Annotated in this window: 24 protein-coding genes; 13 read left to right on the forward strand and 11 right to left on the reverse strand. The window is 73.6% G+C overall.

The genetic code is table 11. The features are described 5' to 3' along the window. The first annotated feature begins 31 nt into the window (after positions 1–31). On the forward strand, positions 32–892 hold the full coding sequence (locus AB0K10_RS20140; protein WP_363685506.1) for a class I SAM-dependent methyltransferase: 861 nt from the start codon (positions 32–34) through the stop codon (positions 890–892). Between the two features lie 82 nt (positions 893–974). On the opposite strand, the gene AB0K10_RS20145 is transcribed toward AB0K10_RS20140, so the two are convergent. Continuing rightward, on the reverse strand, positions 975–1706 hold the full coding sequence (locus AB0K10_RS20145) for a VOC family protein (RefSeq protein WP_363685508.1): 732 nt from the start codon (positions 1704–1706) through the stop codon (positions 975–977). A gap of 109 nt (positions 1707–1815) precedes the next feature. Between AB0K10_RS20145 and AB0K10_RS20150 the strand changes: the two genes are divergently transcribed. Beyond that, positions 1816–2343, forward strand: a complete 528-nt coding sequence (locus AB0K10_RS20150; protein WP_363685510.1) for a GNAT family protein — start codon at positions 1816–1818, stop codon at positions 2341–2343. A gap of 52 nt (positions 2344–2395) precedes the next feature. On the opposite strand, the gene AB0K10_RS20155 is transcribed toward AB0K10_RS20150, so the two are convergent. Continuing rightward, the gene (locus tag AB0K10_RS20155; protein WP_363685512.1) at positions 2396–3847 is read right to left on the reverse strand and encodes a M20/M25/M40 family metallo-hydrolase; all 1452 of its coding nucleotides are present in this window, start codon (positions 3845–3847) and stop codon (positions 2396–2398) included. Positions 3848–3966: 119 nt separating this feature from the next. Between AB0K10_RS20155 and AB0K10_RS20160 the strand changes: the two genes are divergently transcribed. Both AB0K10_RS20160 and AB0K10_RS20165 read left to right on the forward strand, forming a co-directional pair. Further along, positions 3967–6120 carry a glycogen debranching N-terminal domain-containing protein gene (locus tag AB0K10_RS20160; protein WP_363685514.1) on the forward strand — a complete coding sequence of 718 codons (2154 nt, stop codon included), beginning with the start codon at positions 3967–3969 and terminating at the stop codon, positions 6118–6120. Positions 6121–6166: 46 nt separating this feature from the next. Next, the gene (locus AB0K10_RS20165) at positions 6167–7468 is read left to right on the forward strand and encodes an NAD(P)/FAD-dependent oxidoreductase (protein ID WP_363685516.1); all 1302 of its coding nucleotides are present in this window, start codon (positions 6167–6169) and stop codon (positions 7466–7468) included. 23 nt (positions 7469–7491) lie between these two features. Here the strand turns inward: AB0K10_RS20165 and AB0K10_RS20170 are convergent, their stop codons facing one another. From AB0K10_RS20170 to AB0K10_RS20180, 3 genes are all read right to left on the reverse strand, one after another. Further along, a complete protein-coding gene (locus tag AB0K10_RS20170; protein WP_363685518.1) occupies positions 7492–8604 on the reverse strand; it encodes an AI-2E family transporter in 1113 nt (370 codons plus the stop codon). Positions 8605–8719: 115 nt separating this feature from the next. Beyond that, the gene (locus AB0K10_RS20175; RefSeq protein ID WP_363685520.1) at positions 8720–9511 is read right to left on the reverse strand and encodes a fused MFS/spermidine synthase; all 792 of its coding nucleotides are present in this window, start codon (positions 9509–9511) and stop codon (positions 8720–8722) included. Between the two features lie 170 nt (positions 9512–9681). Then, positions 9682–10656, reverse strand: coding sequence for a DUF2267 domain-containing protein (locus AB0K10_RS20180; RefSeq protein WP_363685522.1), 975 nt, complete (start codon positions 10654–10656; stop codon positions 9682–9684). A gap of 201 nt (positions 10657–10857) precedes the next feature. On the opposite strand from AB0K10_RS20180, the gene AB0K10_RS20185 reads away from it, so the two are divergent. Further along, on the forward strand, positions 10858–11172 hold the full coding sequence (locus AB0K10_RS20185) for a hypothetical protein (protein ID WP_363685524.1): 315 nt from the start codon (positions 10858–10860) through the stop codon (positions 11170–11172). Between the two features lie 93 nt (positions 11173–11265). Here AB0K10_RS20185 and AB0K10_RS20190 read toward each other — a convergent pair whose 3' ends face one another. Both AB0K10_RS20190 and AB0K10_RS20195 read right to left on the reverse strand, forming a co-directional pair. Continuing rightward, the gene (locus AB0K10_RS20190) at positions 11266–11610 is read right to left on the reverse strand and encodes an STAS domain-containing protein (protein ID WP_363685526.1); all 345 of its coding nucleotides are present in this window, start codon (positions 11608–11610) and stop codon (positions 11266–11268) included. 58 nt (positions 11611–11668) lie between these two features. Then, complete coding sequence (locus tag AB0K10_RS20195) at positions 11669–12067, reverse strand: STAS domain-containing protein (protein ID WP_363685528.1); 399 nt, start codon at positions 12065–12067, stop codon at positions 11669–11671. A 210-nt stretch (positions 12068–12277) separates the two neighbouring features. On the opposite strand from AB0K10_RS20195, the gene AB0K10_RS20200 reads away from it, so the two are divergent. The 5 genes from AB0K10_RS20200 (at position 12278) to AB0K10_RS20220 (ending at position 16757) form a co-directional block, all read left to right on the forward strand. Continuing rightward, positions 12278–14044 carry a PP2C family protein-serine/threonine phosphatase gene (locus AB0K10_RS20200; protein WP_363685530.1) on the forward strand — a complete coding sequence of 589 codons (1767 nt, stop codon included), beginning with the start codon at positions 12278–12280 and terminating at the stop codon, positions 14042–14044. Continuing rightward, the gene (locus tag AB0K10_RS20205; RefSeq protein ID WP_363685532.1) at positions 14041–15087 is read left to right on the forward strand and encodes a cobalamin-dependent protein; all 1047 of its coding nucleotides are present in this window, start codon (positions 14041–14043) and stop codon (positions 15085–15087) included. The genes AB0K10_RS20200 and AB0K10_RS20205 overlap by 4 nt, the downstream gene beginning before the upstream one ends. Positions 15088–15194: 107 nt before the next feature. Then, on the forward strand, positions 15195–15542 hold the full coding sequence (locus AB0K10_RS20210; RefSeq protein WP_363685534.1) for an STAS domain-containing protein: 348 nt from the start codon (positions 15195–15197) through the stop codon (positions 15540–15542). 70 nt (positions 15543–15612) lie between these two features. Then, positions 15613–16056, forward strand: a complete 444-nt coding sequence (locus AB0K10_RS20215) for a response regulator (protein ID WP_354861669.1) — start codon at positions 15613–15615, stop codon at positions 16054–16056. 179 nt (positions 16057–16235) lie between these two features. Continuing rightward, positions 16236–16757, forward strand: a complete 522-nt coding sequence (locus AB0K10_RS20220) for an ATPase (protein WP_363685536.1) — start codon at positions 16236–16238, stop codon at positions 16755–16757. Positions 16758–16765: 8 nt separating this feature from the next. On the opposite strand, the gene AB0K10_RS20225 is transcribed toward AB0K10_RS20220, so the two are convergent. The 3 genes from AB0K10_RS20225 to AB0K10_RS20235 form a co-directional block, all read right to left on the reverse strand. After that, positions 16766–17614 carry a hypothetical protein gene (locus AB0K10_RS20225; protein ID WP_363685538.1) on the reverse strand — a complete coding sequence of 283 codons (849 nt, stop codon included), beginning with the start codon at positions 17612–17614 and terminating at the stop codon, positions 16766–16768. A gap of 321 nt (positions 17615–17935) precedes the next feature. Next, entirely contained in the window at positions 17936–18361 is a 426-nt protein-coding gene (locus AB0K10_RS20230; RefSeq protein ID WP_363685540.1) for an OsmC family protein, read from the reverse strand. 71 nt (positions 18362–18432) lie between these two features. Further along, positions 18433–19362: a serine/threonine-protein kinase gene (locus AB0K10_RS20235; RefSeq protein WP_363685542.1), complete on the reverse strand. Its 930-nt coding sequence runs from the start codon at positions 19360–19362 to the stop codon at positions 18433–18435. A gap of 198 nt (positions 19363–19560) precedes the next feature. On the opposite strand from AB0K10_RS20235, the gene AB0K10_RS20240 reads away from it, so the two are divergent. From AB0K10_RS20240 to AB0K10_RS20250, 3 genes are all read left to right on the forward strand, one after another. Next, positions 19561–19791 (forward strand): hypothetical protein, encoded by a 231-nt coding sequence (locus AB0K10_RS20240; RefSeq protein ID WP_363685544.1) that lies wholly within the window; start codon positions 19561–19563, stop codon positions 19789–19791. 101 nt (positions 19792–19892) lie between these two features. Continuing rightward, positions 19893–20639, forward strand: a complete 747-nt coding sequence (locus AB0K10_RS20245; RefSeq protein ID WP_039906116.1) for a response regulator transcription factor — start codon at positions 19893–19895, stop codon at positions 20637–20639. Positions 20640–20682: 43 nt separating this feature from the next. Next, positions 20683–22152 carry a HAMP domain-containing sensor histidine kinase gene (locus AB0K10_RS20250; RefSeq protein ID WP_363685747.1) on the forward strand — a complete coding sequence of 490 codons (1470 nt, stop codon included), beginning with the start codon at positions 20683–20685 and terminating at the stop codon, positions 22150–22152. Between the two features lie 49 nt (positions 22153–22201). Here AB0K10_RS20250 and AB0K10_RS20255 read toward each other — a convergent pair whose 3' ends face one another. Continuing rightward, positions 22202–23059 (reverse strand): arginase family protein, encoded by an 858-nt coding sequence (locus AB0K10_RS20255; protein ID WP_363685546.1) that lies wholly within the window; start codon positions 23057–23059, stop codon positions 22202–22204. Between the last annotated feature and the right edge of the window lie 52 nt (positions 23060–23111).

Consider the following 23111-nt stretch of genomic DNA (forward strand, 5'->3'; position numbering starts at 1 on the left):
GGGTGCCAGGGAGCCTGGCTAGGCTGGACGCGTGACTGACGCGGCGGGACCGGTCGAGCCGTCCGGGGTGTGGGCCACCGCCGTGGGCGTGGCCCGGGTGCGGGCGATGGAGACGGCACGCGAGCAGCCGCTGTTCCGGGACCCGCTGGCGCTGGCGTTCGCCACCGCCGGTGGGAGAGGCCCCGGGACGCCGCCGCCCCCGCACGCGGACGAGGCGGCGCGACGTCGCTGGCTCGGTGTGGCCTTCTCGATCGTCATCCGGACGAAGTTCCTGGACGACCTGCTGGATCGGGCGGTCGAGTCCGGCGTTCGGCAGGTCGTGCTGCTCGGCGCCGGGATGGACAGCAGGGCCTTCCGGATGGACTGGCCTGCGGGCACCCGGTTGTTCGAGGTCGACACGGCCGAACCGCTCGGCTTCAAGGCCGCGGTGCTGCGTCGGGAGCGTGCCGTCGCGCGCTGCGAGCGGATCACCGTCCCGGTCGACCTCCGCGAGGACTGGCCCGGCGCCCTGGCCACGGCGGGGCACGACCCGGCGCAGCCGACCGTGTGGATCGCCGAGGGGCTGCTGATCTATCTACCCCAGGACGCGGTGGAGTCGCTGCTCGAACGGGTCGGCGCGCTGTCCGCCGCGGGCAGCCGGATGGGTCTCACCCTGGGCTCGCGCGGTGTGGTCGAACGCTTCCGCGAGGACGCCGCCTCGGGATCGGCGGCGTCGATGTGGGTCTGGGAGATGCCGGAGGACCCGGTCGGCTGGTTGGACGGCCTCGGCTGGGAGGCGGAGACCTTCACCCTGCGTGAGCGCGCTGCGGCCTACGGGCGTCCGGTGCCCACCCCGCCGCAGCAGGACGAGGGCGTGGGCGGGCTCGTCTCGGCGGTTCGCGCCGCGCGCTGAGCACGCATCGTTACGGCACTTGTGCGGCCGAAGGTCGCCGGGGCGAACATCGGCCGCGCCGCGCGGATGACGAGGGTGCGGGTCAGGCCGGCGTGAGGAGGCAGAACTCGTTGCCCTCCGGGTCGACCAGGACCGTCCACGGGACGCTGCCCCCGCCCAGGTCGGCGTCGGTGGCCCCGAGAGACCGCAGTCGGGCCGCCTCGGCCTCCAGGTCGTCGCCCGGGTAGGGGCGGACGTCGAGATGGACGCGGTTCCACACCGTCTTCACGTCGGGCGTGCGGAGGAACTGCAGGTACGGGCCGACGCCCTGAGCCGAGCGCAGCACCGCGCTGTGGTCGGTCACCTTGTGCACGGTCCAGTCCGTGGCCTCGCCCCAGAAGCGGGCCATGAGACGCGGATCCGCGCAGTCGACCACCACCGAGGCGATGGGTCCGGTCTCCTCGTAGAGCGAGTCCAGCACGCAGAACTCGTTGCCCTCCGGGTCGACCATCACCGTCCACGGCACGTCGCCCTGGCCGATGTCCGCGAGGGTCGCGCCGAGACCCGTCAGCCGCGCCACCACCTCCGCCTGGTGTTCCGCCGAGGTGGTCGCCAGGTCGAGGTGCACGCGGTTCTTCACCGTCTTGGGTTCCGCGGAGACGACGAGGTCGACGCACACGGCGACGGGGTCGGGGTAGACGAAGCCCTCGGGTTCGAGGTTGGTGACACCCGGTCCCTCGCTGGAGATTCCCCAGCCGAGCACCTTCGCCCAGAAACCGCCCAGGGCGGCGTCGTCGCGAGCCTTCATGTTGATCTGCACGAGCCGCGTTGCCATGCCGACGATCCTAAGCAGGCGCGGGCTCGGTGTGAACGGGGCTGGCCATCGGGTTCGGGCGGTGTGCCGGTTGGACAACGGCCGCGCCGGTCGGTCAGAGTGGTCCGCCGTGAGATACCTGCGTACCGGTGGTCCCGCCGCGATCCGGCGACCCCGGCCCACCGACGTCGACGAGTTCGTGGCGGCCACGCGGCGCAGCCGGGACCTGCACCATCCATGGCTGGCCGCGCCGACGAGCCCGCAGGAGTACGACAACTACCTGCGCCGCATCCGCCGCCGGGACAGCGCCGGCTACCTGATCTGCGACCGGGCCAGCGGCGCCATCGCCGGCTACGTGAACATCAGCGGCATCGTGCTGGGCGCGCTGCGCGGCGGTTTCCTCGGGTACGCGGCGTTCGAGCCGTACAGCGGCACCGGCCACGCCTCGGCGGGCATCGCGCTGGTGATCGACCACGCGTTCACGACGGCGGGGCTGCACCGCCTGGAGGCGAACATCCAGCCGGGCAACGAACCGTCGCGGCGGGTGGCCCGCAAGCTCGGCTTCCGTCTGGAGGGCTTCTCCCCGGACTACCTGTTCATCGACGGGGCGTGGCGCGACCACGAACGCTGGGCGATAACCGCCCCCACCCCCGCGTGATCAAGAGGTTCGTGCCACCGTGTCGTGACGCGAACCTCTTGATCAACACGCGTCAGGCGCCGGGGCGGGGGAAGGCCACCGGGCTTCTGCGGCCTTTCCGGTCTACCGCGCGGATGCCGAAGAAGACGTTGTCCTTGGACAGGTCGATGCTGACCTCGGTGACGTCACCCACCGCGATCACCCGCTGCCACTCGGCGGCAGTGGTCTCCCGCCACACCACCTCGTAGCCGGCCAGGCCCGGCTCGTCGCCGCGCTGCCAGCGCAGCGTGGTGTTGTTGGTCAGGTCGGTGGTCACGATGATCGCGCCCTTGGGCGTGCCGGGGGCCTGGGCCAGCGACCACAGCGCCGCGCCGTTGACCCGGGCCACCCGGGCGATGTACGCGAAGTCGCAGAACTCGGGCAGGTCACCGAACTGTTGGCCGTCCTGCACGCGGACGTCCTGGTGCTGGTGGGCGAAGTCCTCGTTCGGCTCGGTGAACCGCGCCGCCGGCCAGCCCTCACGCAGGAACGAGATGTGGTCGCTGCCGCGCAGGTAGCGGTCCCGTCGATAGATCACCCGCACCCGCATGCCCGTCGCGTCGTTCTCCGCCACGTCCCGGACGAACCGGGCGAGCTGCCGCGACGGTGAGTCGTTCTCGCCGCCGACGGACTGCCGGGTGGTGGCCTCCGCCGGTGTCTCGGCGGTCGGCACCCCCTCGGCGAAGAGGCGCACCGCGTACGGGTCGCGGGTGCCGTCGTCGGCGGTGCTGCTGCCCACGATGTCGTCGCTGAACATGCCCTGCACGTCCGCGCCGGCGGCCTTGAGCTGCGCGGCCAGGTACGCCGATCCGTACAGGCCCTGCTCCTCGGCGGCGACCGCGGCGAAGACCACAGTGGCGGCGGTGGGCCGGGTGGCCATCAGTCGGGCCAGCTCCAGCACCACCGCCACGCCGGACGCGTCGTCGTCGGCGCCGGGCGCGTCGCTGACGGCGTCCATCACGTCGCTGACTCGGGAGTCGTAGTGGCCGGTCACCACGTAGGTGCGGTTCGGCGCACTCTGGCCGCGCAGGGTGGCCACCACGTTGGTGATCCGGGTGGCGGTGGGGATCCGCGACGCCGGCTGCTGGACGTACGACTGGAGTTCGACTGTCATCCGGCCGCCGGAGGTGGCCGCGTACTCCTGCAATCGCGCGTAGATCCAATCCCGGGCGGCGCCGATGCCCCGCTGGGGGTCGTCCTGGCTGGAGAGGGTGTGCCGGGTGCCGAACGCGGCCAGCCGGCGCACGATCGCCTCGATCCGGCGGGGGTCGACCTGGCGCAGCAACTCGCGCAGCTCGCGGTCGGGCCGCTGGGGGCGAGCCGGGCGGCCGGGGCCGGCCGGCGCGGCGTCGGTGGCGGCGGCAGGCGCGGCGAGCGCGGGCACCGCGACGGTGGCGGCGGTCGCCGCGGTGGCGGCGGCCGAGGCGGACAGGAAGGTACGGCGGGTGGACCTCGTGGGCCCCGCGCCGGTGTCGTCTGATCCCATTCCGGCATCCTGCCCATCGATGACGGTGTCTGTCCATATCGTGCGAGGTCGATGCCGGCGGAGTTTTCACCCGCATCGGGTGATGACGGGTCGTGACGGCCGTTCCTACCGTGGGTGTCATGGCTGCCGTGCGCGCGACCCCCGCCGACCCCACGCCCGGCCTGGTGGGCAAGGCCGGGCAGAACGGCGACCAGCGGGCGATTCCGCCGGAGCTGGGCCCCGACTCGCTCGCCGTGCTCAGCGGCCCCACGTTCATGTACTCGAATTCGAGTGGCGATGTGCCGCCGGGCAGCATCGGCGGGCTCGTGCACCTGGACACCCGCCTGATCAGCGGCTGGACCCTGACCGTCAACGGCGGTGAGCTGCTGGTGTTGCGAGCCGAGACCATCGACCACTACTCGGCGCAGTACGTGCTCACCAACCGCGAGCTGCCCGGCCTGCCCCCGAACAGTCTCGGCATCCGGCGGCTGCGCTACGTCGGCGACGGCTTCCACGAGCGGGTGGAGCTGGTGTCGTTCCGGCCGGAGCCGGTGCGGGTGCAGCTGCGGCTCGCCGTCGCCGTCGATTTCGCCGACCTGTTCGAGGTCAAGTCGGTGGTTCGGGACCGCTCCGCGCAGATCAGTCGCGACCACGCCGCCGACGGCTCCGAGCTGTGCTTCTCCTACCGCAACGGAGACTTCTCCGCCCAGACCCGGGTGTGCTGCGCGACGCCCGCCGACCGCATCGAGGGTGACGAGCTGGTTTGGGACCTCTGCCTCGCCCCGCGTGAAGACTGGCATATGGATCTGGACGTACCGCTGCCGCCCGGGATGGGCGTGGTCGAGCCGGTCCGGGGCGACATCGCCGACGTCGTCCACGGTCGGGCCGACGATCCGCTGCGCCGGTGGGCCGAGGAGCGCGCGGTGCTGCGCAGCGACAACCAGGCGCTGGAACGCACCGTGCGTCAGTCCCGCGACGACCTGGCGGCGCTGCGGCTCGACCTGGAGGTCAAGGGCCAGAAGATCCTGCTGCCCGGCGCGGGACTGCCCTGGTTCCTCAGCGTCTTCGGGCGGGACACGCTGATCAGCGCGTACCAGACCCTGGTGGCCGGGCCGGAGCTGGCCAAGGGAGCGCTGCTCGCGCTGGCCCGTCTCCAGGGTGAGACGTGCGACGACTTCACCGACGAGGAGCCCGGCAAGATCCTGCACGAGGTCCGCAGCGGCGAGCTCACCCGCAGCGGCCAGAAGCCGTACGGGCCGTACTACGGCACTGCCGACGCCACCCAGCTCTGGCTGATCCTGCTGTCCGAGTACTGGCGCTGGACCGGCGACGACGAGACCGTCCGGCACCTGGCCGACAACGCGATTGCCGCGCTGCGCTGGATCGACGACTACGGCGACCGCGACGGCGACGGCTACGTCGAGTACGCCACCCGCTCACCGGAGGGCCTGGGCAACCAGTGTTGGCGGGACTCGCCGGACGGGATCTGCTTCGCCGACGGGCGTATCCCGGTGCTGCCGCTGGCCACCGCCGACATCCAGGGCTACACGTACGACGCGAAGCTGCGACTGGCCGAGCTGCTCGACGGGCCGTTGGACAATCCCTCCCTGGCCCGTCGGCTGCGCGACGAGGCCGGCACCCTGTACGAGCGGTTCAACCAGGACTTCTGGATCGACGAGCGGGGCGGCTACTACGCGGTCGCCCTCGACGGTGACAAGAACCTGGTCGACTCCAAGACGTCCAGCATGGGTCACCTGCTGTGGAGCGGGATCGTGCGGCCGGGGCGGGCCGACGCGGTGGTCCGGCAGCTCATGTCTCCCGAGATGTTCTCCGGTTGGGGCATCCGGACGCTGTCACGCGAGGAACGGCTCTACAACGCCCTCGGCTACCACCTCGGCACGGTCTGGCCGCACGACAACTCCATCGCCGTGCTGGGCCTGGCCCGCTACGGCTACCGGGCGGAGGCGACCCGGATCAGCCTCGCCATGCTCGACGCGGCCGAGCAGTTCGACCACCGGCTGCCGGAGGCGCTCAGCGGATACGACCGTGAACGGCTGTTGTTCGCCGTGCCCTACCCGACGGCGTGCAGCCCGCAGGCGTGGGCCGCCGGCACCCCGCTGGCGCTGGTCCGCGCGCTGCTGGGGCTCAACCCGGTCGGCGGGCGGCTCGTGATCGACCCGGACATCCCACCGGAGCTGGGCCGGATCACCGCCGACCGGGTGCGCGCCTTCGGGCAGGAGTGGGGGGTGGAGGCGCTGCGCACCAGCGGTAACGTCCGGCTCCAGGCGAGCTGACCGTACGCCGACGTTTGTCCCGGGCTGCGACGGGAAACGGCCCGCAATGACGAAACCTCGTGTGGTGATCGTGGGGGCCGGGTTCGCCGGTTACCACGCGGCGAAGACGTTGAGCCGGATCGCCCGGGACCGGGCCGAGATCGTGGTGCTGAACTCCACCGACTACTTCCTGTACCTGCCGCTGCTGCCCGAGGTCGCGGCCGGGGTGGTCGAGCCCAAACGGATCGCGGTGCCGCTGACCGGCACCCTCAAGGGCGTCCGGGTGGTGATCGGCGAGGCGGACCACGTCGACCTGCAGAACCGCTGGGTCGGCTTCACCCAGGCCGAGGGGGAGAAGAACCGCCTGGCGTACGACCGGCTGGTCCTCGCCGTGGGCAGCGTCAACAAGCTGCTGCCCATCCCGGGTGTCACCGAGTACGCGCACGGCTTCCGCGGCCTGCCCGAGGCCGTCTACCTGCACGACCACATCGTCCGCCAGATCGAGCTGGCCGAGCAGGCCGAGGACCCGGCGGAGCAGAAGGCGCGCTCCACGTTCGTGGTCGTCGGAGCGGGCTACACAGGCACCGAGGTGGCCGCGCACGGTCAGTTGTTCACCGACGCGCTGCACGCCCAGCGACCCCGGCTCACCGTCCGGCCCCGCTGGATGCTGCTCGACGTCGCCCCGCGGGTGCTGCCCGAGCTGGACAAGCGGATGTCCGACACCTCGCACAAGGTCCTCAACCGGCGCGGAGTGGACGTGCGGATGGGCACGTCGGTGGCCGAGGCGACCTGCGACGGAGTGAAGCTGACCGACGGCGAGTACGTGCCGACCTGCACGCTTGTGTGGTGTGTGGGGGTGCGGCCCGACCCCTTCGTCAACGAGCTGGGCCTGCGCACCGAGAAGGGCCGGCTGGTCACCGACGAGTTCCTCAACGTCCCCGGCTACCCGGAGGTCTTCGCCTGCGGCGACGCCGCCGCCGTGCCCGACCTGGTCAACCCGGGACAGCTCTGCGGCATGACGGCCCAGCACGCGCAGCGGCAGGGCAAGCGCGCGGCGCACAACATCGCCGCGTCGTACGGCTTCGGTCAGCGCAAGCCGTACAAGCACCACGATCTGGGGTGGGTGGTCGACCTGGGTGGCAAGGACGCGGCCGCGAACCCGCTGCACGTCAACCTGGCCGGGCTGCCGGCCAAGGCGGTCACCCGGGCGTACCACCTGATGGCGATGCCGGGCAACCGCACCCGCGTGGGGGCCGACTGGGTGCTCGACGCCGCGCTGACCCGCTCGGCCGTGCAGTTGGGGCTGGTCCCCGCGAACGCGGTTCCGCTGGAGAGCACCTCGCCGGAGGTCGCGGTGCGGGGCCGCTGAGCGGAACCCGTCGACCCGGCCGGTCAGCCCCGCGAGGGGGCGGGACCGGCCGGTCCGCGTGCCGGCGGGTGCGGCTTGCCGGGATCGGCCGGTGGGGGTGGGTTCAGCCGTCGCGGCCCGTACTCCCGCAGCAGCGTCTGGACGATGCCGGCGGCGGGAATGGCCAGCAGCGCGCCGAGCAGCCCGGCCAGCTCCGCCGCGAGCAGCACGCTCAGCAGGACGGTCAGCGGGTTGAGCCGCACCGCGCGGGAGAGGATCAGCGGCTGGAGCAGATGGTTCTCGACCTGCTGGTAGACCACGAAGAAGACGAGCACGACGATCCCGGCGGTGGGGGAGTGCAGGAACCCGGCCCCGGCTGCGATCACCGCGCCGATCGTCGCGCCGACAAGCGGTATCAGGTCGGCGACCGCCACCAGCAGCGCGATCACGCCCGCGAACGGCACCCCGGTCAGGGCCAGCACCACGAACGTCAACGCTCCGCAGATCACGCTGATCAGCAGGTTGCCGGTGAGATAGCCGGTCACCGTCCGCGACACCTCCCGGCCGACCCGGCGCAGGCGCTCGCCCTGCCCGTCCCCGGCCGCCGCGAGCAGGCTCCGGGTGATCCGCGGCGATTCCAACACCATGAGGTACGCCAGCACGACGACGGTGACCAGCCCCGCGACCGTCTCCAGGACGCCGCGCAGCACCCCGACGGCGGGTTGCCGCAGCCGGCTGCCGAAGTCGCGCAGTTGATCGGAGTGCTCGCCGACGTAGCGCCGTGCTCCGGTGCGCTCCACGAGCTGGCCCACCGGGCCGCGTCCGGCGCGTGCGTCGCGCAGCAACTCGGGCCCCCGATCGGCGAACCGGCCCAGCTCGTCCAGCAGGGGCACCAGGATGACCGTGGCCAGGACCGCCACCACGACGAAGGCGGCGAGAAACACGAGCAGCGTGGCCACTGCCCGCCGTCGGACGAACCGGCGTTGCAGCCAGTCCACGGACGGCTTGAGGGCGACCGCGAAGAAGGCGGCCACCACTGCCCAGACCAGCACCCGGCGGGTCGCGTACACGAAGGCCAGCGCGAGCGCGGTCGCCAGCACCAGACCGATCACGACCAGGGCACGGCGGGCGGTTGCCCGATCGTCGGCGTTACTCACCCGCCCGGCCTTCCCCGCGCACACCCCAGGAAACCCGGCAATGCGGACGGGCCGGCACTCGGCGGGCCGGTGGTCGGAGCGCCGTGACGCGCCGAGGGCCGCCGGTGTCGGACGGTCAGCGGCGGGCGTCGGTGGCGTCGGTGAGCGGACGGGCGCCGGCGACGAACGTGTCGAGCGCGGCGGCGTGCAACAGTCCGCCGGGGATCGGATCGCGCAGGGCCGCCGCCGCCAGCCTGCCGACCGGGAGCCCGCCGGGCCGGTGCGTCGCGGCGAGCACCAGGTTGCCGTAGCGCCTGCCGCGCAGCATCCGCCGGTCCCCGAACACGCAGACGTCCCCGAAGACCGCCCGCAGCGTCGCCACCTGCACGCGGGTGCCGACCAGCGGCGGCAGGTCCGTCACGTTGACCAGACACAGCCCGCCGGGGCGCAGAACGCGAGCCACCTCGGCCGCGAACTCCACGGTGCGGACGTGCGCTGGCATCCGGGCCGCCCGGTAGATGTCGGCGATCACCAGGTCGTACGCCCCGGCCGGTGCGGCCGTGACCGCGTCCCGGGCGTCGGCGACCTCCACCCGCACCTCCGGCGGCAACGGCGGCAGTTCCCGGGCGACCAGCTCGACCACCGCCCGGTCCCGTTCGACGACCCGCTGCGCGGAGCCCGGCCGGGTCGCGGCCAGCCAGCGCGGCAGCGTCAACGCGCCGCCGCCGAGGTGCAGCACGCTCAGCGGTACGCCCGTCGGGGCCGCCACCTCCACGGCCGAGGCGATCCGCCGGACGTACTCGAAGTGCAGGTGCCGGGGATCCTCGACATCCACGTACGACTGCTCGACGCCTGCGGACAGTAGCGTCCGTCCGGTTCGGCGGACCGGATCGGCGACCAGCTCCAACCGGTCGGCGGCGCGGTTCATGACGGCACGCTAACCGAGCCGCGGCCGGCGCCCGCTGACGGGCTGCACCGGGCTGCCCGGCGTGCGCGCCCGCCGGTCCGGTGCCGGCCCGCCGGACGTGCGTGGGCCGACGGGCCGACGGCGCGGGTCGTACCCCGCGTCCGTCGGCCCGCCTGTGCCGTGCCGGCCGGTCAGCCGCTGGCCATCCCGGCGCCCACCTCGTCGATGGCGTCGTCGATCGAGTGGGCGAGGTCCACGTCGAGCGCGGTCACCCCGTCCGCCTGGTTGGTGCGGACGGTCAGCACGGCGGCCGTGCCGCCCGGTCGCCCGATGCTCGGGCCGCGTCCGGTGTCCACGCGTAGCCGGTCCAGTCGGGCGAGCACCCGGTCCAGGTTGTCCGGAGGCAGCGCGATCACGCGGTACAGGCCGCCGCTGTCACCGGCCCAGTACGGCAGGTCGTCCAACGCCGCCCGGAGCTGGGCCTCGTCCAGGGTGGGCGTGGTGGTGGAGGCGCCCACGATGCCGCCGCCGGCCGCCGGCGGGTTCAGCAGCTCCCGCAGGCCGTCGGGGACGTGCAGCGACTCGACCAGGTCGCCGTCCTGTTCGGCGAGCGCGGCGAGTGTCGCCTCGGCCTGGTAGCGGGCCTGCTCGGGCGTACGCCCGCTGATCCGGCCCACCTCGGCCAGGAAGCCGGGCAGATCCCGGTGCCGCTCGATGCCGTCGACGGGCACGACGTCGTGCAGCGAGTTCGGCACGGCGGCGAGCAGCCGTTGCCGCTCCGCCGCGTCCAGTGCGAAGGCCAGCACCAGCACGGTCGCCTCGGCGCCCACCTTGGCCGTCGAGAAGTCGACGCCGGAGCGTCGTCGGATGTCGTCGACCAGGTCCTGGTAGCCCACGCTGTTCACCCCGGCACTGCCCCCGGGAGGAGGCTGCGGTCGCGGGTTGTCCGCGGTGCCCCGCGACGGCGGGGCCGGTCCGCCGCGCGTGGTGTCCGACTTGTGCCGTCCGGCCGGTGGCGGGCCGGCTCGCTTGCCCTGGTCCAAGCTGGTGAGCTGCTTGGAGGCGCTCAGGCTGGCGCCGAACTGACTGGGCTGACTGCCCTGTTCGCGGGCCTGCCGGGCCAGCGCCCGGCGCCGCTGGTTGTCGCCCTCCATCTGCTTGCGCATGGTGACGCCCCTTTCACTGGGGATCGATCCTGCGCCCGTCGCCTTCCCGCCCTCCCGGGAGCCGAAACGGGCGCTGCCGGCCCGGTAGCGCCGAGCGCGGACCACGCTTCATCCGGCGCGGGTGAGGGGTGCTCACCCGTGCGGGGAGCACGATCGGGGCAGGACCGCAGTTCTTCCGAGGTACGCGGAAGGAAGGTCGTCATGAAACAGATCATCGAGATCGTTCCCGCTCGACCCGGCTGGTACGCCCGCTGGCAGCTCACGCCCGACGCCACCCGGTGCTATCCGGTCAGCCTCTGGGCGCTGCTGGAGGAGGCCGACGGAACCGGCCGGGAGGTGGTCGGAATGGACTGCATCGGCCAGTGGCCGGGTGCGGACGACAACGAGGCGGGTGGGGAGTTTGTCCGCTACCTGTACCAGACGCCCGATTCGGGGAAGCCCGACGACATCGAACCCCCGGCGACCGTCGAGCTGCGCGACGCAGCGCCCCGGCTCCAGCCGATGACCGCACCCTAGACATTCCTCCGGCCCCCGACCCCAGGTCCCAGGGTCGGGGGCCACCCGCCTTTGTGCTCAGGTGGGCGGCCCGGCGGTGGGTGGGTGCGGTGGTCAGCCGATGGCGCGCAGGTTGTCGCCGTCGTCGGCGGCCGTGCTCTCCACGGCCAGCAGCTCGGTGAGCCCGGTGCGGTCCAGCATCTGCTGGAGTCGGACGCTGACCCCGGTCAGCCGAATGGCCCCGGCGCCCCGGTGCACCACCAGCAGGGCGCTGAGCCCGGACGAGTCGCAGAGGCCAACCCCGGCCAGGTCTATCGTCACGAGCTGCTCGCCGTGCAGCTCGGCGGCGGCGGCGATCAGCTCGGGCGCGGTGTCGTAGTCCAGCTCGCCGGTCAGCCGCAGCCGGACGTGACAGGCGTCGAGCCGGGTCACCTCGATGGTCAACAGCTGGTGGGACATGCCCCCATGTTTCCAGTCCAACGGCGGAACGCAAACCCCGGGGCCGCGAGCCGCCGGATCACGCGGTGGCGGCGGACGGCGTCGAGCCGGGGCCCATGGCCGCCCGGGTGGCCGGCAGCGGCCGGCCGAGCAGCGTCGCCACGCCGGTGATGTCCAGGATCGCCGTCACGAAACGGGGAACCGCCCGCAGCCGCAGGGTCGTGCCGACCGACTGGCCCTCCCGCCAGGCGTGCACGATCACGGCGAGACCGGTGCTGTCGAGGAAGGTCAGGTCGGCGAAGTCCAGCACGAGGGCGCCCGGCGCGTCGGCGAGGACCCGGTCGACCTCGGCGTGCAGGGGTGCCGCAGTCGCGTACGCCAGCTCGCCGCCCACCCGGATCAGGGGCATGTCGGGATCGGACCTGTCGACGAACACGCTCAGCGGTGTCGCCTCGGAGCCCCGCCCCACAGATGCCACGATCACGCCCTTCCGCACGCCGCCGTTCTGGCCGCTGCGAGGGGATCGTAACAACGGTCCACCCGGTCCGCCCGGCACGCGAGTACGGGCCCGCGACCTGCCGTGGGATGCCGGTCCAGGCGTACCGGCGTAGGGTGGTCGGAGAGTTTTGACCATAGACGCCGGTTCCGGTGCGGGTTCGGGTGGACGACAAGGAGTGAGGCTCAGCTGGTGACTGCTTCCGACGTCAGGGGCGCAGACCCGGGCGACGGACGGATCTCCACGCCGAGTACCACACGGGCCCCGGCGTGGTCCGCCGACGCACCGTCCTGGCCACCGTCCGCGCTGCCGCCGCTGGCCCCCGACCGCGATCAGGCCACACCGGACTGGTCCGAGGTCGTCGAGCACTTCCGCGAGGGCCTGGTGGTCTGCGACGCCGACGGCATCGTCCGACACGTCAGCCCGGTGGCCGAGCGGCTGCTGCCCGAGGTGGTCCCCGGTGCGTCGCTCGCCGCCTCCGGCGTGCCGGGCCTGAGCGCGGGTGTCCCCGGGGGCTTCACCCACCACGGTCGTCGCCTGACCGCCCGCCAGGTGCCGCTCTCCGCCGGCCGCTGCTGCTGGTACGTGGAGGACGTCACCGAGAGCGTCAGCCGCGCCGACGCGCTGCTCGCCGAGCGCGCCCGTTCGGCCTTCCTGGCGGTGGTCGGCGACAAGCTGGGCAACCCACTGCACCCCGACCGGGCCGCCGCGGCGGTCGTCCGGCTCGCCGTGCCGACCCTGGCGGAGGTGGCCGTGCTGGTGCTGGCCCCGCGCGCGGGGCGGGCACGGTGGTGGCGGGCCTCCCGGGCCGACGACGAGGCGCCGATTGTCGACAGCGGCGTGCTGGCCGGCCCCGCGCTGCCGGCAGCGATCGCCGAGGGGCTGACCGGGGTCGAGCCACACGCTCTCGACTGGCTGGTGGAGCAGGCGGTCGACGCCGGCTGGCTGCCCGGCCTCACGGGTGCCGACAGCGCCGCCCGGGTCGTTCCGCTGCCCGGCTGGGACGCGCCCGTCGGGGTGCTGCTGGTCGCCCGGCGCTCCAGTCGGTGGTACGACGAGGACGACGTCGGGTTGATCCGCGCCTTCGCGGCTCGGGCCGGCGCGGCGCTGACGACCGCCCTGCTCTACCGCGACCAGGCCGAGGTCGCCGACACCCTCCAGGCGAGCCTGCTGCCTGTCGAACCGACCGAGACCCCCGGCGTCCAGTGGGGCACCGCGTACCGGCCGGCGCAGGCGGGGCTGCGGATCGGCGGCGACTTCTACGGTTCGCACCGGCTGGCCGACGGCGGTTCCGTGTTCTTCCTCGGCGACGTCTCCGGCAAGGGCGTCGAGGCGGCCGTCTTCACCGGCCAGCTCCGCCAGTGCCTACAGGCCCTGCACCGGGTGGAGTCACACCCCGGACGGCTGCTGCGACTGCTCAACGACGCGCTGCTGGAGACGACCCAGGCGCACGGTCAGGGCCGCTTCGCCACCATCGTGCTCGGCGTGGCCCGTCCGCAGCGCGACGGGAGCGTCACCCTCACCATGGCCGGGGGCGGGCACCTGCCGCCGCTGGTGCTGCGGACGTCGGGCGAGGTCGAGTCGGTGTCGCTGCGCGGCATGCTGATCGGCGTGGTGCCCGACCCGCGCGTCGGCGAGGTGACCGTGCGGTTGGCGCCGGGCGAGACCTGCCTGCTCTACAGCGACGGCGTGACCGAGGCCCGTGGGGGCGGCCGCGGTGACGAGCTGTTCGGTGCGGAGCGGTTGGTCACGGCCGTGACCGGGTGTCAGCGGATGCCGGCGCCGGCCCTGGCCGAACGCGTCGAGCAGGTCACCGGTGACTGGCTGGGGCACGGTGACCACGACGACATCGCGGTGCTGGCGCTGCGCGCGGTCAGCCCGGGTGGGCGAGCCGCGCGGCACCTGCACGCGGTGCCCGCGTCGTCGAGCGCCGACGAGCAGTCGGAGGGCTCTGCATGACCGCCGTCGCCGTGACCACGGACCCGACCGACGCGTACTCCGGCTACCTGGCCTGCCTCGCCGACGCCGACGAGTACGCCGCGATCGACCTGGCGCTCGGCCTGCTCGACGCGGGCGTGCCGGCGGAGCGGGTCCTGCTCGACCTGGTCGCGCCGGCCCAGGCCGAGGTGGGTGAGCGGTGGGCACGCAACGAGTGGAGCGTGGCCCAGGAGCACGCGGCGACGCACATCAGCGAGCGGGTCGTGGCCGCGGTGGCGGCGCACACCAACCCGCGTCCGACCGGCGGGCGGATCGTGGTGGCCTGCATGGACGGCGAGTGGCATGCGCTGCCGCCCCGGCTGGTGGCCGAGGTGCTGCGGCTGCGCGGCTGGCAGGTGACCTTCCTGGGCGCCAGCGTGCCGGCGGCGCACCTGGTGTCGTACCTGCATCGGCACGACGCGCAGGCGGTCGCGCTGGCCTGCGCGCTTCCGATGCGGCTGCCGCACGCCCACCGGATGATCGAGGCGTGCCGGCGCTCGGACGTGCCTGTCGTCGTGGGTGGACGTGGCTTCGGCGCGGACGGCCGGTGGGCGGCCCGCCTCGGCGCGGCCTGGGCGTCGAACGCGCCGGCGGCGGCCGAGCTGATCGCCGACGAGCGGGCGCTGCGGCGGGTGCCGGCGGCGCAGCTCGCGCACCTGGCCGACGACGAGTACGCGAGTCTCGTCCGCCGCCGGGGTGAGCTGATCGACAGCGCGCTGACCGACCTGCGCGAGCGGGTACCGGCGACCCGGGAGTACACGGCCGCCCAGCTCGACTCGACGGTGAGCGACCTGGGGCACATCGTCGACTCGCTCGCCGCCTCGCTCTACGTCGACGACGCCTCGCTGTTCACCGAGTTCGTCGGCTGGCTGGTGGAGATCCTGACCAGTCGGGGGGTGCCGGCCAGTGCGCTCGCCCTGACCCTGGAGCACTACGCCGCCGTGCTGCGCGACTTTCCCCGCGCGTCGCACGCGCTGGCCCACAGCCGCGCCGGGCTGCCCGCCACGTCCCGTTCCGAGGGCTGAGGGACCCCTCCCGGACGATCACCACGCGCTGCGGACCGTCGTACCCCCCTGCGTATACTTGCCGGACTGCAAACGTCCCACCCACCGGTGGAGCGAGGGGGAGAACGGTGACGTTCAGCGTCAGCCACGCCGAACGCGACGGCGGCGCGGCCTGCCTGCGGCTCGCCGGTGAGCTGGACCTGAGCACGGCCGGTGAGCTGGCTGCCGCCATCGACACACTCACCGCCGCCGGCGAACGGCGGGTGCTGCTCGACCTCGCCGATCTGACCTTCTGTGACTCCACCGGGATGGCCGTGTTCGTCAGGGGCGACAACCGGGTCGCCGCCGACGGTGGTTGGTTGCGGATCACCGGCGCCACCGGCCGGGTCGAGCGGGTGTTGCGGGTCACCGGTCTGGCCGATGTGCTGCGCTACCTTCCGGACACGGCCGACCCGGCGTCCCAGAGCGCCTCCTGATGGGCTAGATTTCCCCGCCAGCACGGTGACCGTTCCGGTCTCCTTCTCCGCCGACCCGAGGCAGGTAGTGATGGGCGACAGCCCGCAGCCGGTACGCATCCTGGTGGTCGACGACGATCCGGGTGACGTGCTGATGATCGAGGAGGCGTTGGCCGACTCCGACGTCGAGAAGATCATTGACGTGGTCAGTGACGGCGAGGAGGCGATGGAGTTCCTCCGTGCCGAGGGCCGGCACGTGCAGGCCCGGCGACCGGACGTCATCCTGCTGGACCTGAACATGCCGCGGATGGACGGCCGACAGGTGCTCGGCGCGGTCAAGCAGGACGAGGATCTGCGGACCATTCCGATCGTGGTGCTGACCACCTCGAACGCCGACACCGACATCGTGGGCAGCTACACGTTGCAGGCCAACGCGTACGTCACCAAGCCGATCGACCTGGACGACTTCAACGACGTGGTGCGCCGCATCGACGAGTTCTTCGGCCGCGTCGTCGTCCTGCCCAAGCGCCCCTGATCACACCCGGCGCGGTCGGTGGCATTGTCCCCGCCGCCGGGCCGCACGTGGCCCCTCGCCGCGCCGCGTCGCCCGACGCGCGCGCATGCTGAACAATTTTCCCGAACCGCCTCGGCCGCTGTCGCCGCGTCCGAGGATCCAGGTGGGGAAGTAACAGCGGCTGCCTGGGGGGCGACAGTATGAGGTTCTCCGTCGTGAAGACCGGCTACGACCAGCGGCAGGTGGATTCCTGCCTGGACGAGCTGGGGCTCCGGTTGTCCCGACTCGCGGCGCGGGCGGAGGGTGCCGCCGGGGCGACCCGCGAGTGGGACGAGATCCGCCAGGAGGCGACCTGGCTCAGCGGGCTGCTCCAGCGGCTCGACCTGGGCGACGCCGCGACGACCCGGCAGGCCGGCGACGCGGTGCGGCGGGAGGCGGCCGAGATCCTGGCGCAGGCCCGCTCCGAACTGGACGAGGCCCGCGAGGAGGCCCGGCGCGTTCGCGAGCAGGCGTACGCGGACGCCGTGCAGGCTCGGCGGGACTTCGAGGAGGCGTTGCACGCCCGGCGGCGCCGCGAAGCGCTCGTCGACGAGATCCTCACCGGCGTGACAGTCGAGCCGGTGCCGGCCGACACGCCGACGGCCGCGGCCGGAACGGGCGTACCGGCGACCCGGGTGGGGGACACCGGCGCGCAGCCGCCCAGCGGGCGTACGGCCCACTGAGCGCAGGCTCAGACGGTGAGTGCCGCCGCCACGGTGGCCGCGCGCTCCTCGTGCTGGGCGTACGCGTCGGGGAAGGCGGAGATCTGCACGGCCTGGGCGGCGGCGGTGACGCTCATGTCCTCCCAGCCGGGGATCTCGGCCAGCGCCGTGTAGAAGGCCCGCGCGGCGTACGACGGACGCATCAGCTCGGCCACCGTTCCCCAGCCGCTGCTGGGCCGCTGCTGGAACAGTCCGACTGAGTCGTGGTCGGCGCCGGTGCCCTGGTGCGGGTACTGCGTCGACTCCGGCAGCACGTCGCTGGCGAGGTTGTAGAGGTTGCTCTCCTGCATCGCGGTCGCCAGCGCCACCACCAGGGCGCGGCGCGGCATCTTCAGCTCCCGGCCGACGTCCACGATGATCTTGGCGTTGTCCATCTGGGTCTGGTCGAGCCCGGCGACCGGGCGGGGTCGGCGGGGCTTGACAGGCTTCTTGGGCGCTGCCTTGCGGGCGGCGGTGGGGCTCGGCGACGCCGTGGGGGTGGGGATGACCCGGGCGGGGGCGGCGTCGCGGTCCAGCGACCGGGAGGCGCGCTCGTCGGCGATGGAGGCGCGGTCGGCCAGCGCGTCGGCCATCGGTCGTACCGGCGGTGGGCTGTCCTCGGCGCCGCGGGCGGCGGCGAACGCGCCCAGACCGAGGCAGCAGGTGACGCCGGTGGCCAGGGCGACCCGGACGGGGGTGGAGCCCAGTCGGGTGCGGCGCGGCGGCGGCTCGGGGGCCCGGTGACGGCCGATCGTCCGTTCGGTTGATACGGCGTCGCCCGAACGGGTGGTCGGGAGCGCGTCGGTCAGCTTCTGGGCGGCGGGGTCGACGGGATGCACCCGCCGAGGCTAGATAGTCGATCGCCCGCTGCCATCACCCCGTACGGTGGCATGCGCCACAATTTGCCCGGATCATGGTCGCCATAGCGGGCGAAAGACCTGTTATACCCGCGAAACCTCGCTCATCAGGCGAGACGGTTATTCCCGATTAGCCCGGCAAACTCGGTCACCGCTGCGGACCCGCCTGCCGGCTGCGGCCGATCGCCGGCGCTCCTCCGTTCGGAGGGGTCCCCTTCCGCCGAACGGTGGAGGCCCGAGGTGTGCGCCCGGTGGATGCGGCACGCGAAAAGCCGCGAACCGGCCGCGGGCGCGGCACCGCGATCAGTGCCGGCCGTTCTCCGCAGGAGTGACGGTCAGCCGATGCCGGGTGTTGTCGCCGCTGGAGAACGGCCAGAGCCGGTCGGCGTACTCGACCAGATCGGCCAACTGCGACCGGCTCAGGCCGGCGGAGGAGATCGAGGCGTGCACGTCGGCCCGGTAGCGGCCGTCGTCGTCGCGGCCCAGTTTCGCCTCGGCGCGTACCTGGACCGTGTGCGCCTCGTTCGTGATCTCCCCGGCCGCCTCCACCGCCGCGTGGTGCAGGCAGGACGCGAAGGCCGCCGCCAACAGTTGCTCGGGTCGCAGGCCGGTGCAGTGCGCCGCCAGTGGCGACGCCAGCGGCGTGGAGAGCCCGCCGTCGTCGGTGCGTACGTGGCCGCCCTCGGCCGTCGCGGTGGCCTGATGCAGCCAGGAACTCGGACTCGGCATCGCGTTCCTCCCGTCGCTCACCCGCCCGGCTACCCGGCCGGGGGCGGGCGAAACGCCACGCGACCCCGCGGTCAGGTCCCCTCGACCACCGACAGCGCCTCGGTGGCCTCCGCCGCGGCCTGCTCGCTCCACGGCGACATCGCCGTCGGCCGGCGCGGCGAAGGGATCGTCATCGGCACGTACACCCGGGCGTCCACGGCCTCGGCCAGCAGCAGCGCGGCGACCAGGCTGGTCGGACGCTCCGCCGGGTCGTCGGCCAGGCAGGAGCGGCACAACTCGGACACCTCCGGCGGCAGCCCGTCGATCTCGGGCAGCGGCTGCGGAGGCCGGGTCCGACGCTCCGTCAGCAACTCGGCGGCATTGGTCGCCAGGTACGGCAGCCGGCTGGTGAGGGAGTAGTAGAGCAGCACGCCGAGGGCGTACATGTCGGCCGCCGGGGTGGCCGGGACGCCGTCGAGCTGCTCGGGCGCCAGATACGCGGGAGTGCCCAGCACCATGCCGTCAGGCATCGGGTCCGCCGCTCCGGCCGGGGTGGCGATGCCGAAGTCGAGGACCTTCACCCCGGCGGGGGTGAGCATGACGTTTGCCGGCTTCACGTCGCGGTGCACGATGCCGCTGGCGTGGGCGGCGGACAGCGCGGCGGCGACCTCGGCGCAGACCCGCACCGAGATGCGCCAGTCCAGCGGACCGGCCCGCAGGTGCGCGGCGAGCGTCTCGCCCTCGGCCAACTCCATCACGATGTACGGCGCCTGGCGACCGGGAAGCGTCGAGGAGGTGCCGAAGTCGTGCACGCTCGCGACGTTGGGGTGCACCAGCCGTGCCGCGGAACGGGCCTCAGTGCGAATGCGGTCCACCGTGTCGTGGTGGCCCTCCGGGCCGGGCGAGATCAGCTTCACCGCGACCGGCCGGTCCAGCACACGGTCGTGGGCTCGCCACACCTCGGACATCCCACCCACGCCGATACGCTGCTCGAGCTGGTACCGCCCGTCCAGCGTACGCATCGACCGCTCCTCGCCCTCGCCCGCCGACCGCGGGTGCCTCCGATCGCGGTACCCGGGGTCCGAGCTGGGCAAACCGTGCGGCGATCGGGCGTGGCCGATCCCGCCGTACCTCGGCGCGGGCCGGTGGTGGGTGCGGTAGCTTGCGAGCCAGGGCTGGCGCACCGAGCGTGCCGGCACGGTCACCGGGGAGACAGCGCGATGAGCGAGGTCACCGTACGCTTCGTGGGCGGTCCCGCCGACGGCCTGGTTCGCCCGGTGCCGGCCGAGCCCGACGGCGGCCCTCCACGGCGGTGGATCATGCGGCATCCGGACGGCACCGGCCCGACGCAGCCCGGCCCCGACCACCTCTACGAACGCGACCAGCCGGACGGTCTGGGCGGGTGGAGCATGCGGTTCGTCCGGACCGACGCCCAGGGAGTGTCCGAGTGACCACGGGCGAGGGCTGAGCGGTGCTCCGGCGGCCCGGCCGCACAGCTGGCGCACAGGTGGGGCAGAGGCGCGTCACAGCGGACCCGCCCACGATGGGGGGCATGGTCATCCAGGGACAGACCGCGCCGGGCCGGATCGAGTTGCGCCGCCCCGACGGCGAACCGGTCCGGGTGCTGGTGGTCGACGACGAGGCGACACTTACCGACCTGCTGGCGATGGCGCTGCGCTACGAGGGTTGGCAGGTGCGCAGCGCCGGCAACGGCATGGCGGCGCTGAGCACCGCGCGGCAGTTCCAGCCGGACGCCGTCGTGCTCGACGTCATGCTGCCCGACCTGGACGGCTTCCAGGTGCTGCGTCGGCTGCGCGAGCACGCCCCCACCGTGCCGGTGCTGTTCCTGACCGCCCGCGACGCCGTCGAGGAGCGCATCGCCGGGCTGACCGTGGGCGGCGACGACTACGTGACGAAGCCGTTCAGCCTGGAGGAGGTAATCGCCCGGCTGCGCGCCCTGCTACGCCGCTCCGGGTTCGCGGTCGCCGCCCGGGAGGAGGCCGTGCTGACCGTCGGCGACCTCAGCCTCGACGAGGACAGCCACGAGGTCCGCCGTGCCGGCCAGCTCGTCACGCTTACCGCGACCGAGTTCGAGCTGCTGCGCTACCTGATGCGCAACCCGCGCCGGGTGCTCAGCAAGGCGCAGATCCTCGACCGGGTGTGGAACTACGACTTCGGCGGCCAGGCCAACGTGGTGGAGCTGTACATCTCGTACCTGCGCAAGAAGATCGACGCCGGCCGACCGCCGATGATCCACACGCTGCGCGGCGCGGGCTATGTCCTCAAACCCGCCGACTGATCCACGGCCGCGCCGCCGGCCACTGCGGACCGCCCGGCGGTGGCTGGCCGGCCGGTCGCTGCGGGCCCGGCTGGTGCTCGCCCTGGTGGCGCTGCTCGCCCTGGTCAGCGTCGCGATCGGCGGGCTCACCACTGTCGCCCTGCGGCACTTCCTCGTCGGCCAGGTCGACAGCCAGTTGACGATGGGGGACCGGCCCCGCGCCGACGTGCCACAGTGGTTCCGCCAGGGCGGCGACCCCGGGTGGCCCGCCTCGCGACCGGACGGCGTCGGCCCGCCCCCGCCGGAGCCTCCGCGCGGCTTTCCGCCCGGCTCACTGGCCGTCCGCCTCGCCGACGGCGTCACCACGGCGACGAGGAGCACCGAGAGCGGCAGCCTCGCCGACGTCCCCGCCACGGACGCCGCCCGGCTGGCCGCGCTGCCCACCGACGGCCGACCACGCACCGTCGGCCTCGACGACGGCAGTGACGTCCGGGCCGTGGCGCGGCGTCTCCCCGACGGGATGGTGCTGGCCGTGGCGATCCCGCTGTCGGGCGTGCAGGACACCGTCTGGGCGCTTGTCGCCGCGCAGGCCGGAGTGGCCGCCGTCGGGCTGCTCCTCGCCGGCGCGGCCGGCGCGCTTATCGTGCGCGCCACGCTGCGACCGCTGAACCGGGTCGCCGCCACCGCCACCCGGGTCACCGAGCTGCCGCTGGACCGCGGCGAGGTCGCGCTCGCCGTCCGCGTACCGGCCGGCGACACCGACCCGCGCACCGAGGTCGGCCAGGTCGGCGCGGCGCTCAACCGCATGCTCGGCCACGTCGCCGACGCGCTTGCCGCGCGGCAGGCCAGCGAGACCCGCGTACGCCAGTTCGTCGCCGACGCCAGCCACGAACTGCGCACCCCCCTCGCGGCCATCCGGGGGTACGCCGAGGTGGCCCGGCGCGGCCGCGCCGAAGTCCCCGCCGACGTGGCGCACGCGCTGCGCCGCGTCGAGTCGGAGAGCACCCGGATGACAACCCTCGTGGACGACCTGCTGCTGCTGGCCCGGCTCGACGCCGGCCGGCCGCTCGCGGCGGACCCGGTCGACCTGTCCGCCCTCGTCGTGGACGCGGTCAGCGACGCTCACGCGGCAGGCCCCGAGCACCGCTGGCAGCTCGACCTGCCCGAGGTGGTCATCCGGGTCCCCGGCGACAGCGCCCGCCTGCATCAGGTGGTGGCGAACCTGCTCGCCAACGCCCGCGTGCACACCCCACCCGGCACGACTGTCACCACCACGCTTGCCGTCGAGGCGGACGCCGCCGTGCTCACCGTCGCCGACGACGGGCCGGGGGTGCCGGCGAAGCTGCGACCGGAGATGTTCGAGCGGTTCGCCCGGGGCGACAGCTCACGGTCCCGCGCGCACGGCAGCACCGGCCTCGGCCTGGCGATCGTGGCGGCCGTGGTGGAGGCCCACCACGGCACTGTCGCGGTCGACAGCCGGCCGGGGCGGACCGTCTTCGCCGTCCGCCTGCCGAACCCCACAGCTGACGCATAGTCGGCAGCACCGACGAGGCTTACCTGTCGACGGGGCCGGGAGCGTCGACTCAGCCGCCCAGCACGTCCGCGAGGACCTCGACGACGCGCCGCGCGTGGCGTCCGTCGGGGTCCTCGTCGGCGTTCAGGTCGGTCACGCTCATCCCGAGCAGCCGGTCGGCGCGGGCCAGCGGGGTGACAAGCGCCGTCAGGTCGGGCCAGCGCAGCCCGTCCGGCTCGGGGTAGGTCACCGCCGGCAGGTCGCGCGGGTCCACGGCGTCCAGGTCGAGGTGCAGCCAGGCCGGCCCGTCGCCGTCGGCCGCCAGGGCCGCCCCGACCGCTCCCGCGCCCCGGCGCAGCAGGTCGGCGGCGGGCACCTGGTGGATGGCCCTGTCGATCCGGGCCACCTCGACCCGCCCGTCGTCGTCGGACGACGGGCGGTGCCCGAGCAGGTGCACCCGCGCGGGGTCGAGCAGCGCTTCGTCGACGCCGATCGCGGCGGCCGGGCCGTGCCCGGTGACCACCGAGAGGTCCATGTCGGCGGCCTCGCCGGTCGGCGAGGTCGCGCCGTCGAGAAAGTCGGGGTGGGCGTCGACGAACCACAGCTCCGTCCTGCGCGGCAGGCCCCGGCAGATGCCGGGCAGGATCGCGCAGTCCCCGCCCAGCACGAGCGGCCGACGGCCGTCGGCGATCAGCGCCGCTATCCGGCTGGTGATGGCCGCGCCGGCCCGGACCAGGCCGGCCGCGCCGATCACCCCGCTCGCCGGGTCACGCGCCGGGTCGCGCAGCCGTGCCTCGTCCACCTGCCCGTCGTCGTCCGCGGCGAGGGCGTCCAGCAGACCGGCCCGGCGCAGGGCAGCCGGTGCCCGCTCCTCGCCGCGCCCGGCGCCGGAGGAGTCCAGAGGCGCGTCCACGACTGTCCAGCGCACCCTCGCAGCGTACCGACGCGGACGGCTTCCTGTGGCGAGGCTGGGAGTCCTC

It is taken from the genome of Micromonospora sp. NPDC049274 (assembly GCF_040678875.1).
In the GTDB taxonomy this organism is placed as follows: Bacteria; Actinomycetota; Actinomycetes; order Mycobacteriales; family Micromonosporaceae; genus Micromonospora.

Coding starts and splice junctions, on each gene's coding strand:
- AB0K10_RS20145 (WP_363685508.1), bottom strand. CDS start 1,706: ATGGCAACGCGGCTCGTGCAGATCAACATGAAGGCTCGCGACGACGCC.
- AB0K10_RS20155 (WP_363685512.1), bottom strand. CDS start 3,847: ATGGGATCAGACGACACCGGCGCGGGGCCCACGAGGTCCACCCGCCGT.
- AB0K10_RS20160 (WP_363685514.1), top strand. CDS start 3,967: ATGGCTGCCGTGCGCGCGACCCCCGCCGACCCCACGCCCGGCCTGGTG.
- AB0K10_RS20165 (WP_363685516.1), top strand. CDS start 6,167: ATGACGAAACCTCGTGTGGTGATCGTGGGGGCCGGGTTCGCCGGTTAC.
- AB0K10_RS20175 (WP_363685520.1), bottom strand. CDS start 9,511: ATGAACCGCGCCGCCGACCGGTTGGAGCTGGTCGCCGATCCGGTCCGC.
- AB0K10_RS20180 (WP_363685522.1), bottom strand. CDS start 10,656: ATGCGCAAGCAGATGGAGGGCGACAACCAGCGGCGCCGGGCGCTGGCC.
- AB0K10_RS20185 (WP_363685524.1), top strand. CDS start 10,858: ATGAAACAGATCATCGAGATCGTTCCCGCTCGACCCGGCTGGTACGCC.
- AB0K10_RS20190 (WP_363685526.1), bottom strand. CDS start 11,610: ATGTCCCACCAGCTGTTGACCATCGAGGTGACCCGGCTCGACGCCTGT.
- AB0K10_RS20205 (WP_363685532.1), top strand. CDS start 14,041: ATGACCGCCGTCGCCGTGACCACGGACCCGACCGACGCGTACTCCGGC.
- AB0K10_RS20215 (WP_354861669.1), top strand. CDS start 15,613: ATGGGCGACAGCCCGCAGCCGGTACGCATCCTGGTGGTCGACGACGAT.
- AB0K10_RS20220 (WP_363685536.1), top strand. CDS start 16,236: ATGAGGTTCTCCGTCGTGAAGACCGGCTACGACCAGCGGCAGGTGGAT.
- AB0K10_RS20230 (WP_363685540.1), bottom strand. CDS start 18,361: ATGCCGAGTCCGAGTTCCTGGCTGCATCAGGCCACCGCGACGGCCGAG.
- AB0K10_RS20235 (WP_363685542.1), bottom strand. CDS start 19,362: ATGCGTACGCTGGACGGGCGGTACCAGCTCGAGCAGCGTATCGGCGTG.
- AB0K10_RS20240 (WP_363685544.1), top strand. CDS start 19,561: ATGAGCGAGGTCACCGTACGCTTCGTGGGCGGTCCCGCCGACGGCCTG.
- AB0K10_RS20245 (WP_039906116.1), top strand. CDS start 19,893: ATGGTCATCCAGGGACAGACCGCGCCGGGCCGGATCGAGTTGCGCCGC.